This window comes from Flavobacterium palustre (assembly GCF_014639535.1).
Lineage (GTDB): Bacteria > Bacteroidota > Bacteroidia > Flavobacteriales > Flavobacteriaceae > Flavobacterium > Flavobacterium palustre.
This window is the reverse complement of the sequence record NZ_BMGA01000001.1, coordinates 165,086-177,657: the sequence shown is the minus strand read 5'-3', so window position 1 is coordinate 177,657 and position 12,572 is coordinate 165,086. Positions and strand designations below refer to the sequence as shown.

General features: G+C 31.3%; 9 protein-coding genes. 8 read left to right on the top strand and 1 reads right to left on the bottom strand.

Annotated features, from left to right (window positions below):
• Positions 1–110 precede the first annotated feature (110 nt).
• From rsgA to IEV84_RS00840, 4 genes are all read left to right on the top strand, one after another.
• Positions 111–1,088 (top strand): ribosome small subunit-dependent GTPase A, encoded by a 978-nt coding sequence (gene rsgA, locus IEV84_RS00855; protein ID WP_188491506.1) that lies wholly within the window; start codon positions 111–113, stop codon positions 1,086–1,088.
• Positions 1,088–1,540 carry a D-aminoacyl-tRNA deacylase gene (gene dtd, locus IEV84_RS00850; RefSeq protein WP_188491505.1) on the top strand — a complete coding sequence of 151 codons (453 nt, stop codon included), beginning with the start codon at positions 1,088–1,090 and terminating at the stop codon, positions 1,538–1,540. The genes rsgA and dtd overlap by 1 nt, the downstream gene beginning before the upstream one ends.
• Before the next feature lie 189 nt (positions 1,541–1,729).
• Positions 1,730–4,141: an aminotransferase class I/II-fold pyridoxal phosphate-dependent enzyme gene (locus IEV84_RS00845; RefSeq protein WP_188491503.1), complete on the top strand. Its 2,412-nt coding sequence runs from the start codon at positions 1,730–1,732 to the stop codon at positions 4,139–4,141.
• A gap of 123 nt (positions 4,142–4,264) precedes the next feature.
• Positions 4,265–4,657, top strand: coding sequence for a DUF7793 family protein (locus IEV84_RS00840; protein ID WP_188491501.1), 393 nt, complete (start codon positions 4,265–4,267; stop codon positions 4,655–4,657).
• On the opposite strand, the gene IEV84_RS16605 is transcribed toward IEV84_RS00840, so the two are convergent.
• Positions 4,625–4,738 (bottom strand): hypothetical protein, encoded by a 114-nt coding sequence (locus IEV84_RS16605; RefSeq protein ID WP_188492936.1) that lies wholly within the window; start codon positions 4,736–4,738, stop codon positions 4,625–4,627. The genes IEV84_RS00840 and IEV84_RS16605 overlap by 33 nt on opposite strands.
• 153 nt (positions 4,739–4,891) lie before the next feature.
• Between IEV84_RS16605 and IEV84_RS00830 the strand changes: the two genes are divergently transcribed.
• From IEV84_RS00830 to IEV84_RS00815, 4 genes are all read left to right on the top strand, one after another.
• On the top strand, positions 4,892–6,370 hold the full coding sequence (locus tag IEV84_RS00830; RefSeq protein ID WP_188491499.1) for a response regulator: 1,479 nt from the start codon (positions 4,892–4,894) through the stop codon (positions 6,368–6,370).
• Positions 6,371–6,632: 262 nt separating this feature from the next.
• Complete coding sequence (locus IEV84_RS00825) at positions 6,633–8,543, top strand: DUF3858 domain-containing protein (protein ID WP_188491497.1); 1,911 nt, start codon at positions 6,633–6,635, stop codon at positions 8,541–8,543.
• Positions 8,544–8,548: 5 nt separating this feature from the next.
• Complete coding sequence (locus tag IEV84_RS00820; protein ID WP_188491495.1) at positions 8,549–10,567, top strand: DUF3857 domain-containing protein; 2,019 nt, start codon at positions 8,549–8,551, stop codon at positions 10,565–10,567.
• A gap of 5 nt (positions 10,568–10,572) precedes the next feature.
• Entirely contained in the window at positions 10,573–12,570 is a 1,998-nt protein-coding gene (locus IEV84_RS00815) for a DUF3858 domain-containing protein (protein ID WP_188491493.1), read from the top strand.
• Positions 12,571–12,572 lie beyond the last annotated feature (2 nt).

Genomic DNA, 12,572 nt, shown 5'->3' with positions numbered 1-12,572 from the left:
TTTGGGATTTTTTTTGTTTTAGAGAGTTCTAAAATTAAAATCCTCCATAAATCCTTTATCTTTGCAAACATTCTAATCTAAAATCTGAATTCGGAAATCTAAAATTGCAAATGACAGGAATCGTTTATAAATCAACAGGAAGCTGGTACACGGTAAAATCCGATGAAGGGAATTTTGTGGAGTGTAGAATTAAAGGAAAGTTTAGGATGAAAGGTATTAAGAGTACCAATCCTATAGCTGTAGGCGACCGTGTTGATTTTGAACTGGAGGAATCTAACGATCAGGTTACGGGAGTGATTAATACCATTCAGGACAGGAAAAATTATATTGTTCGAAAATCAGTTAATCTTTCTAAGCAGACGCATATTATTGCATCTAATATTGATATTGTTTTCTTGTTGGTAACTATTAATAATCCTCCTACAACTACCAGTTTTATAGATCGTTTTTTAGTCACTGCTGAGGCTTATGGTATCGAAGCGATTTTGGTTTTTAATAAAATCGACACTTTTGATGAGGCGGCTTTAGACGAGCAGCTGTATTTACAATATATTTATGAGAATATAGGTTACCAATGTCTGCGCGTTTCGGCTCAGGAGCGCAAAGGTTTGGATAAACTGATGTTATTAATGAAAAATAAGGTGAGTATGTTTTCGGGGCATTCAGGAGTTGGAAAATCCACTTTGGTAAACGCAATAGAGCCGGGATTGAATTTGAAAACCAAACAAATTTCAGATTCGCATTCACAAGGACAACATACTACCACTTTTGCTGAGATGTTTGATCTTTCTTTTGGAGCCAAAATTATTGACACACCCGGAATTAGAGGTTTTGGAGTGGTTGATATGGAAAAAGAAGAAATAAGTGATTACTTTCCGGAGTTTTTTAAGCTAAAAGACAAATGTAAGTTCAATAACTGTCTGCATAAAGAAGAACCAAAATGTGCTGTCAAAGAAGCCTTGGAAAAAGAAGAGATAGCCTGGTCGCGTTACAATAGTTATCTCAAAATATTAGAAGGAGATGACGAACATTATCGAACTGATATTTATGACGAGGACCGAAAAAACAGCGATAAATCCAGAGGTTAATGCGAGTTGTAATTCAAAGAGTTGCTGAAGCTTCGGTTACGATTGATTCTCAAATAGTAGCTTCCATTCAAAAAGGTTTATTGGTTCTTGTAGGTGTTGAAGATGCTGATACACCAGAAGATATCGATTGGCTTACAGCTAAAATTGCTAAAATCCGCATTTTTGGAGACGAAAATGATGTCATGAATTTATCGGTTCAGGATGTTGATGGCGATATTATTGTAGTTAGTCAGTTTACACTTCACGCCGGTACTAAAAAAGGAAACCGTCCTTCTTATATAAAAGCGTCTAAGCCTGAAATTGCCATTCCACTTTATGAGAATTTTGTTCGAAAATTAGAACAGGAACTCGGCAAAAAAGTACAAACAGGTCAGTTTGGTGCTGATATGAAAGTAGCATTGGTTAATGATGGTCCTGTTACGATACTAATTGATAGTAAAAATAAGGAGTGAAAAACTTGATTTGAAAATGCAACAGCTCCAATAGGGGCTTTTTTTTGTTATATTTGGTTGTATTCATGAAGGATAGTTTTTTACAATTCAATACTGTTTTGCCCCGAAATAGTTTTGTGTTTGTTATTGCTTCGTTGTTATTACAATGACTAAAAAACAAATCAAATTATTAATTAAAATTTCGGAATTTTGGCAAAGATAAATCATAATAATTATTTGGATGTTGTTGATAATGTGTGGACCTCTGCAAAAGAAAAGGGGATTATGCATATAAACTCAGAGGAGCAAACTTTTAATGGAACGAAATTCAGAATCAAAGGGCGAGATTTAATTAATTTTGGAACTTGTGGGTATTTAGGTTTAGAGATGCATCCTGATTTAGTAGCTGGTTCAATCGAATTAACGAAGAAATTTGGAACACAATTATCGATGTCCAGAGCATACATTCGACCATCATATATTCAGGAATTAGAAGAGTTGATGTCTCAAATATTTGATGGCAATAAAGTGATTTGTTATACTTCAACATCCAATGCTCATATTTCGGTTATTGCTACAATTATAAAACCGGATGATTTAATTATTCTTGACCAACAAGTACATTTTAGTGTGCAGTTTCCTTCTAAAAACACCAAATTACAAGGGACAGAAGTAAAAATGGTCAGGCATTCTAATTATGAAATGCTGGAGGAAATGATTCGGGAAAACTACAATAAATACAAACGTATTTGGTATATGGCTGATGGAGTGTATTCAATGCACGGTGATTTGCCCGATACCATTATCTTAAAAAGATTATTGGGTAAATACCCAAAATTGCATTTGTATTTTGATGATGCGCATGGAATGGGATGGGCTGGAAAAAATGGAGCCGGCTATATTTATGACCGATTAGGAGTTAATGAGCGTATTGTAATCATATCAACACTGGCTAAAGGTTTTGGTTGTGTAGGAGGAACGGCTATTTTTGCCGACCCAGAGATGTATAGAAGAACTGATATTTTTGGAGGGCCATTAAGTTATTCGCACCCGTTGTCACCAGCCAATGTTGGAGCTGCTATTGCTTCGGCAAAAATTCATTTGTCTGACGATATTTATACCTATCAGTCCGAATTAAAAGAATTGATGGATTATATGAATCTACGTTTGAAAGAAAAAAATCTCACGAATATTTCTTCTCCGGATTCTCCTATTTATTTTATTGGAAGTGGCTTGAATAAGGTAACCCGTAATTTTGTGCATCGTATTTTGCAAGAAGGAATTTATGTAAACACAGCTACATTTCCGGTTGTTCCTAATGATAAATCCGGTTTGCGATTTACTTTAACGCGTCATAATACAAAAGCAGATATCGATTTGTTAACCGATGTATTAGCATATCATTTGCCTAAAGCTATAGAAGAGGAGGGAGATAGTGTAGAAAGAGTTTATAAAGAATTTGGTTTTCATTTTCAACAAGATAATAATGATTTTAAACTGGAATCAAAAAATAATTCGAACTTAATTGTTGAAGAATATGCTACAATACACGCTATAAATGCTGCTGATTGGGACTTGATGTTTAAGGACAGAGGAAATATCAGCCATTCGGGAATGCAGTGTATGGAAGAAATTTTTTCGAATAATGAAAAACCGGAAGAGAACTGGAGTTTTCATTACATTATTGTTAGAGATAGTAAGGGGAAAATAGTTTTGGCTACTTTTTTTACCGGGGCAATTTATAAAGACGATATGCTTGCTCAGGAAAATGTTTCGAAACAAATAGAAGAAGTACGCAAGACTGATCCTTATTATTTGTGTTCAAAAACATTAGCGATGGGGTCTTTGTTTTGTGAAGGAGATTTTGTTTATTTGGATGTTGAACATACTGAGTGGAGAAATGCAACGAATCGTTTGTTTGAATTTGTTGCCAAAGTGAAAAAGGAAATTGATGCCACAGCTGTTGTCTTAAGAGATTTTGAAGCAGAACATCCTTTAAACTCATTATTGAAAGATGAAGGCTATGTACAGATGAAAATGCCTAATAGTAATATTGTTAGTCATCCAAAATGGAATTCGAAAGAGGAATTATTGGCGCTTTTAGATTCAAAAAATAATGTTAGAAATATTAATCGCTACGTTTTTAGATATGAACATCTATTTAATGTTACGATAAAAAAAACATTAACAAATTTAGAAGCTGAAAAACATTATCAGTTATTTCTAAATGTTAAGAAAGTTAATTTAGCTTTTAATTTTTTTTCTTTTCCAGTTAAGATTGCAAAAATTATATCTAAATATTCTGATTGGGAGTTTATGGAGTTTCGTCTTAAAGATTCAGAAGAATTAATAGCTTGTGTATGGTCTTTTTTAGGGAAAGATCATATTTGTCATCTTATTTTAGGGTTGAATTATGATTATAATGAATCACATCATTTATATAAACAAATTATGTATCGTATGGTGAAGAGAGGAAATGATTTAGAAAAATCTAAAATCTACCTAGGTTTGACAGCTGATTATGAAAAACAAAAATATGGAGCAAAATCAGTAGCTCTTTTGGGTTATATTAAGGTCGATGATATGTATAATTTAGATTTGTTATCTTCGCTGAGCGGTTAAATTTTTAAAATAAAGGTTGTCCCTAAAACTTGTAATTTGTTTACATGTATTGTTTATTCCAGTATTATTAAAGTTTTAGATGTTTAAAATACTGTTGTTCTAATTTTAATTAAAAAAAATAAAATGGTAATTAAATTCGTTGAAAATGATTTTATTAAGTATTGGATAGAAGATGATATTCTCTATTCTGAATTTAAAAAACCTACTATTGGAACTAAAGAAAACTTGAAAGCTTTAATAGATTTAAGACATCAAATATCAGCAGGTGAAAAACAATATTGGTGTTATGATTTCGCTGGTATACAATCTTATGACAAAGATGCGCGTGATTATGCCGATCAATATGGACAGGAATATTTACATGCGTGTGCTGTAATATTGAATTCTCATATAACTAAATTTATTCTGAATACATTCATGAAATTGAAATCAGCTTCTGTTCCTTTGAAAGGTTTTACTAAAAAAAGTGAAGCAGTTAAATGGTTAAACGAATTGAAGGAAAAGAATAATCAATAAATTATTTAATATTTGTGAGTTGCTGCTTTTATATAAGTAAATACCGATTTTGTTGCTAAAGCTTAAAGAACATGATTCTATAACTTAATGCAATATTTTTTTAATTTAACAATATGATGTTGTTTTTTTTAAAAGATATTTCTTATATTTATTTTTTTAATACGTAATAATAATTTTACTTTTTCGTTAAACAAAAAAACGCTGTTCATTTTAAATTGATTATAAGAGATTTAGATGTCTAAACTGGAAAAAATATTAGCCTTAGTACGTTCCATAAACCAAGATGAGTTTCAGGAGCAACTCACTTATGGGGATAGTCTGGATGATGTTTATGATGAGTTGTTATTTTTGGCTGAGAAAATTGATTCCAAAAAGAAAAGAACATCTGTTATTGTTGAGCAAATATCAAATTGCTTTGCGGGTGATTTTTTTAATTATTTGCCTATTTCAGATGCGCATGATGAGCTGGATGTATTTTGTATGGGCTTCAATACCTATATTGAAGAGTTAAAAGCGGCTATGGTTTCTAAAAAATTAGTAGAAACCATCAATGAAAAATTAGTAGAAGAAAAAGACCGCACTGATAAGTTAACATTGTCAAGAAATGAATTCCTGTTTAATGTGAGTCATGAAATACGTACACCACTAAATGGTATTTTAGGGTTCACAGATTTATTACTAAAAAATCCTGCATTAGGTTCGGAGGAGAAGAATCAATTAGAATATATCCGGATGTCGGGAGCTATTTTGCTAGTAATTATTAATGACATCTTAGATTTAGTCAAGATGGATGCAAAACAGCTCGTTTTTTCCAATAAACCGTTTCAGATAAATCAGTTAATTCGTGTGGTACAAGAGACTTTTTTGATAAAATTCCAACAAAAACAGATAGATTTTCAAGTATCCATTGATGAAGAATTACCAACAGTCCTTAATGGTGATTCGACCAGGATTACACAAATTTTATTCAATTTAATCAACAATGCCATTCAAGGTACAGCTGAGAAAGGTAGTATTAGATTGAAAGTCAAGTTTCAGGATGAAGAAGATGATTTTTATCTTGTTCGGATAGTTGTGAGTAATTCCGGAACAGAAATAGCTGAAGATAAATTAGCGGAAGTTTTTAATCCTTTTGTCCAAATGAGTGATGATTCTAATTCCGGTCTTAGTTTAACCGTTGTTAAAAGAATTGTTTCTTTGATGAAAGGAGATATTCAGGTGAAAAGTAAGCCTGGTGATGGAACGAAATTTATTATTACACTCCCTTTTTCTAAAAATGACTATTATTTTTCTGTTTCTAAATCTTTTATAAATAAAAAGCCAATTGATAAGAACAGACCTGTAAGAGTGCTTTTGGCTGAAGATAATCGGATGAATCAAATTTTAGTTGAAAAACTATTGTCACAATTCAACATGAATTGTGTAGCGGTTGCTAACGGACAATTAGCTATTGATGTCGTTATTCAGGAAGATTTTGATGTGATTATAATGGATTTGATGATGCCGGTTATGAATGGTTACGAAGCTACATCGACCATTAGAAGTTTGAAAGACCATACTAAAAAGAATATTCCCATTATTGCCCTGTCGGCAGTTGTTAACAGTACGGTAGCCAAAGCCTGTAAAGCAGTAGGGATTAATAAATACATTTCTAAGCCGTTTGATTCAGATGAATTACATGCTGCACTTATGGAGTTGATTAGGAGAGAGTGATGTGGTTGGTTTGTAATGTTTTCATTGCTTCCGAATAATTTTAAAATCTGTTTTTAAAATTGTCATAGAAACAGTTTTTTCAATAAGTTTTTCGAGTAGTATTCTGCAACAAGGATTTCTTGTTAAAAAAAATAAAAAATATTTCCTTGTATTTTGTATGATTTGTTTTATTTTTGAGAATAATAGATAGTTGTTTAGAAAAAAATAAAGTGTTTATTTTCTTTACCTCTTCTTGGAAATTATTTATATTTTCAAAATTTATATGAAAATCAAAAAAATACAACTTGCAATCATCTTAATGTTTTTTGCCTTACAACTTCAGGCACAAAATAACGAATATCCTCTTACGCTTATTGCTGATAGTTTAAAAGAAAATGCGAACGCTATTGTTCGACTGTATCAAATAGATGTAGCTATTTCTTCTCAGAGGAGTATGAACATTAAAACAAAAAGAGTTGTTTCTGTTTTTAATGAAAGTGGTTTGTCTGCAATAGATGCTTTTGAAAATTACGACAAAACAACTTCAGTTAAGAATATTGAAGCAAGGATAATTAATGCTTTTGGTAATGAAATTAAAAGAATAAGGAGAAAGGAGTTTAAAGATGTAAGTGCTATAAGTGGGAGTACACTCTTTTCGGATTCCAGATATATTTATTTAGATTACACACCTACACAGTATCCTTTTACTATAATTTATGAAAGTGAAGTAGAAACTTCAAATACCGCTTTTATACCTAGTTGGTTTCCTGTTCAGGATTATCTTGTGGGTGTAGAACAGAGTATTTTAAATGTAATGCATCCTAATAACCTTGGTTTTAAAAAGAAAGAATTTAATTTCTCAGGTTTTAATATTCAAAAAGAGACTGATACTGATACACAATTGAGTTATAAAGCTACTGGAATTTTAGCTCAAAGGCAGGAACCTTATTGTAATGTCTCAGCCATTTTTCCTAAACTAATAATGGGTTTAGAGTATTTTAATCTTGAAGGGGAAGATGGAACTGCAAAGTCATGGAAAGAATTTGGAAAATGGTATTATGATGAAATTTTGACAGGAACTACCCAGTTATCTCCGGAAACGGTCAGTAAGATAAAAGCTCTTGTAGGAAGTGAAATTGATCCTATTGCGAAAGCCAAAATGATCTATGATTATGTTCAAAAGAAATCAAGATATGTTAGTATTCAAGTGGGTATAGGTGGATGGAAACCAATGTTAGCCAATGATGTTGATCGACTGGGATATGGTGATTGTAAGGCTTTAACTAATTATACCAGATCACTTTTAGACATTGTTGGAGTGCCATCTTATAACACGATTCTTTATGGTGATACTCATAAAAGAGATATTGTTTCAGATTTTGTTTCAATGCAGGGAAATCACATGATTTTGGCAATACCAACTGAAAATGATTATGTGTGGTTAGAGTGTACTAGTCAGGATGATCCTTTTGGTTACCAAGGGAAATTTACCGATGACAGAGCTGTACTGGTAATAAAACCAACCGGGGGTGAAATAGTTCATACTAAAATTTATGATGATAAGACTAATTTACAAAATAGTAAAGGGGGGTACAGTATTGATGAGAAAGGCAATTTTTCAGGAAATATAAATATTGCTTCGGAAGGATCTCAATATAGTAATAAAGCAAATCTGGAAAATAGTCAGCCTATTGAAAGAGAGACTCATTATAAGGAATATTGGAGTAATATTAATAATTTGAAATTAAATAAGATTACTTTTTCTAATGATAAAGAAAAAGTAGTATTTGTAGAAAAAGTAGATTTAAATGCGTTTAATTACGCAACTGTTTCAGGAACAAAAATGATTTTTACACTGAATGCTTATAATCAATTTGCTGCTTCGGTGAAACGAATAAGAAATCGTAAAAATCCATTTGAAATTGAGCGTGGGTACGTAGATATAGATGAGGTAGAAGTAGTCTTGCCATTAAATTATACCATTGAATTTCTTCCGTCTAATTTTGAATTGAATTCAAAGTTTGGAGATTATAAGACAGAGATAATAAAAAAAGATGCTACACACTTAGTCTATAAGAGAACATTATCTGTTAATAAAGGGTCATATTCTAATACTGATTATGATCAATACCGTCTTTTTATGGAACAAGTTTCCAGAAATGATAATGCTAAAATTATTCTAACTAAAAATTAAACCAAATGAGAAATAGGTTTTTAATAACAATAGTTTTGTTTTCTTTTATAATTTTTAATTCTAATGCACAAGACTTTAGATTGGGAAGAGTTTCAATAGAGGAATTGAAAGAAAAAAATCATCCTAAAGATTCATCGGCAGTTGCAGCAGTGCTTTTTGAAAAAGCAGAGAATAAAATGGTGTATAACCAAGGGAATGGTTTTGAGACAGAATTAGTAGTTAGAACAAGAATTAAGATATATAAAAAAGAAGGTTATGAATGGGCTAATAAAAAAGTACGTTACTATTTAGATAGTAATTTAAGAGAAAAGGTTTCGTTTGCCGAAGTAGTGACCTATAATTTAGTTGATGGAAAGATAGAAAAAACAAAGTTAAAGAGTGATGGGGAATTTGATGAGCATGTCAATAAATATTGGGGACAAAAAAAAATAGTAATGCCTAATGTAAAAGAAGGTTCTGTTATTGAATATCAATACACATTATATTCACCTAGTATAGGAAATCCAAGAGATTGGTATTTTCAATCAGATATTCCTGTCAATTATTCGGAATATATTAGTTGTGTTCCTGAATATTTTGTTTTTAATACCAATGTAAAAGGAATTTTAAGACCTAAAATTACTGAAACAAAAGTTGCTAAGGTTATAAATATGGATTTTAAAGAAAAAATGGTTGGTTTTATGGGACGTGTTACTACAAATCATAACACAGATAATATTTCTTATACGGAAACAAGAACAACTTATCTAACCGAAAATATGCCGGCGATTAAAGAAGAGGCTTTTGTTAATAATGTTAGAAATTACACGACTAGTTTAGAGCAGGAATTATCGATGACTAAGTTTCCTAATGCCATGCATAAAATGTACTCAACTAATTGGGAGGCTGTAGTAAAAACAATATATGAGTATGATGATTTTGGACCAGAATTAAACAAAACGGGTTATTTTGAAGAGGATTTAAAAACGGTACTTACGGGATTAAATACGCAGGATGAGAAAATTAATGCAATATTAAAATTTGTAAAATCAACTGTAAAGTGGAATGATTATTATGGCTATTCTTGTAATGATGGTGTGAGAAAAGCCTATAAGGATAAGACAGGAAATATAGCCGAAATCAATTTGATGCTTACCGCAATGTTACGTTATGCAGGTTTAAATGCAAATCCGGTTTTAGTGAGTACCCGGTCAAATGGAATTTCGTTCTTTCCTAACAGAACTGCTTTTAATTATGTAATTGCAGCTGTTGAAAATGGTGAAGACATGATCTTGTTAGATGCATCAGATGCTTTTTCTACACCGAATGTTTTACCTTTTAGGGCTTTAAATTGGTTAGGAAGATTAGTGCGTAAAGACGGAACTTCATCTTCTGTTGATTTAATGCCTAAAAAAGCAGCTGTGGAACTTAATTCTTTGAATTATTCTGTTAATGATAAAGGAGAGATTTTAGGAAAGTTAAGAAGCCAAAAGACAGCACATAATGCGATGCTTTTTAGAGAAGAAATAAAAGGTGTTAAAGAAGATACTTATCTTGAAAAATTAGAAAATGCCAACAATAAAATTGAAATAAAAGAGTATTCATTGCAAAATGAAAAAGATTTTAGTTTGCCGGTAATAGAAACGTATTCTTTTACAGCCAATAATTTATGTGAATTGATAGGAGGGAAAATATACATTAATCCAATGTTGTTTTTTACTAAAAAACAAAATCCGTTTAAGCAGGAAAATAGAGAGTATCCTGTAGATTATGGTTTCCCGTTTCAGGATAAATACGCAATAAATATTCAAATTCCCGAGGGCTACAAGGTGGAGAATTTACCTCCATCCATTACATTAACAATGAATGGGAACTTGGGCGTTTTTAGATATTTGACTAATTTAAATGGGAATGCTATACAGATTTCTATTTCAAATCAGATTAATTCTTCCATAGTTCTTTCGGAAGATTATGTTGCCTTAAAATCATATTATCAAAATATGATTGAAAAACAGAACGAGAAAATTATTCTAACTAAAATTTAAACCGAATGAAAAATAGGTTTTTGATAACAGCAGTTTTGTTTTGTTTGGTAATTTTTAATTCTAATTCACAAGATTTTAGATTAGGGAAAGTTTCGATAGAGGAATTAAAAGAAAAAAATCATCCAAAGGATTCATCGGCTGTTGCGGCAATATTATGTAAAAAAGGGAAAACTTATTTTGATTATGATTTTAAGAAAGGTTTTGTTGCTAATCATGAAATCCAAATCAGAATAAAAATATATAAAAAAGAAGGTTTAGATTGGGCTAATTTTGAAGTTCCTTATTATGTAGGCTATCAGAATTTAAGCGATGAAATGGTTCGTTTTTCAGATGGGATTACCTATAATATTGAAAATGGAAGTATTGTAAAAACTAAATTAAATAGCGAAGGAACATTTAAAGAAAATGTAAATGAAAATTGGAAAAAAGCCACTATAGCAATGCCAGCTGTAAGAGTAGGTTCTGTTATTGAATTGAAATATACAATTAAGTCAGAGAATTTAACCAAATTCCCTGTCTTTCAAATCCAATATTCAGTTCCGGTAAATCATGTAGAGTTTTGTAGTGAGATACCAGAGTATTTTATTTACAAACAATTACTAACCGGATATGTTGATGTAAAATCCGATTCAAAGTTAGAACAAACCTCCAAGACTTTTGATAATGAATACAGGCAGACAAGTTCAATAAACTATCAGCAAATAAAATCTACTTTTGTAGCGGATGATGTGCCTCAGCTAGAAAAAGAAAGTTATGTGGATAATATAAATAATTATAGGTCCTCATTGCAATATGAATTAGAAACAACAAGATATCCAAACCAACCCGTAAAAGATTATTCTCAAACTTGGGATGGGGTTGTCAAAACAATTTATGAAGATAAAGATTTTGGTAAGGAGTTACAGGAGCGATTGTATCTTTTGGACGATTTAAAGAAAATCATAAATAGTAATGAAAATATATCCGATTTCGATAAAATAAACATTGTGTTTAAGTTTATGCAGAGTAAAATGAATTGGAATGGAGAATACGGTTATTATACAGAAAAGGGAGTGAAAAAAGCTTATCTTGAGCAAACAGGAAATGTTGCTGAAATCAATTTTAACTTAATTAATATGTTGAATTTGGCAGGAATTTCAGCATATCCGGTATTGGTGAGTACCAGAGAACATGGGATTCCTGTTTTTCCTAATAGAGCCGTTTTTAATTATACTATTGCTGCTGTTGAGATGAATGAAGAAAAGATTCTGTTAGATGCTGTAAATAAATATACGGCACCTAATATTTTGCCTTTAAGTGTCTTAAATTGGAAAGGGAGACTTGTCAGGCAGGATGGAACTTCTGAAGAAATTAATTTAGTGCCTAATAAGGCATCTAAACAACATCATAATTTAAGTGTTGCTGTGGCTAAGAATGGATATATTTCAGGTAAATATTTAGTACAAAAAACGGATTATGAGGCACTAATATTCAGAGAAAGAGAGGCTAATGTTCAAAAGGAAAATTATCTTGAGAAAAAAGAGAATGAATTTAACGGGATTGAAATTAATGATTATACCATTGAAAATAAGGGTACTGATTTGTCAAAAGCTGTTGTGGAAAAATTTACTTTTGCAAGTAACAATCATTGCGAGATGGTAGGAGGTAAAATGTTTATTAATCCGCTATTGTTTTTTACAATGGAGAAAAATCCTTTTGTTCAGGAAAAAAGGAAAATGCCTATCTATTTTGGATACCCAAGACAAGAGAAGTATAATTTTAATTTTGAAATCCCCGAGGGTTATCAGGTAGAATCAATTCCTAAAGCCATGAGAATTGCAACAGACGATAAGATGTTGGTGTTTTCTGTAAACAGTTTGTTTAGTGGGAATAATATTCAAATTTCAGTGACAAAAGAAATAAATACTGGAATGGCTTCGGCAGATTTTTATGATGGTTTAAAAGAATTTTATCAAAAAATGATTGAAAAGCAACACGAAAAAATTGTACTTAAAAAAATATAATA

Excerpts from the sequence above, each read along its gene's own strand:
- rsgA (WP_188491506.1), top strand. The coding sequence starts at position 111 with ATGACAGGAATCGTTTATAAATCAACAGGAAGCTGGTACACGGTAAAA.
- IEV84_RS00815 (WP_188491493.1), top strand. The coding sequence starts at position 10,573 with ATGAAAAATAGGTTTTTGATAACAGCAGTTTTGTTTTGTTTGGTAATT.
- dtd (WP_188491505.1), top strand. The coding sequence starts at position 1,088 with ATGCGAGTTGTAATTCAAAGAGTTGCTGAAGCTTCGGTTACGATTGAT.
- IEV84_RS00840 (WP_188491501.1), top strand. The coding sequence starts at position 4,265 with ATGGTAATTAAATTCGTTGAAAATGATTTTATTAAGTATTGGATAGAA.
- IEV84_RS00830 (WP_188491499.1), top strand. The coding sequence starts at position 4,892 with ATGTCTAAACTGGAAAAAATATTAGCCTTAGTACGTTCCATAAACCAA.
- IEV84_RS00825 (WP_188491497.1), top strand. The coding sequence starts at position 6,633 with ATGAAAATCAAAAAAATACAACTTGCAATCATCTTAATGTTTTTTGCC.
- IEV84_RS00820 (WP_188491495.1), top strand. The coding sequence starts at position 8,549 with ATGAGAAATAGGTTTTTAATAACAATAGTTTTGTTTTCTTTTATAATT.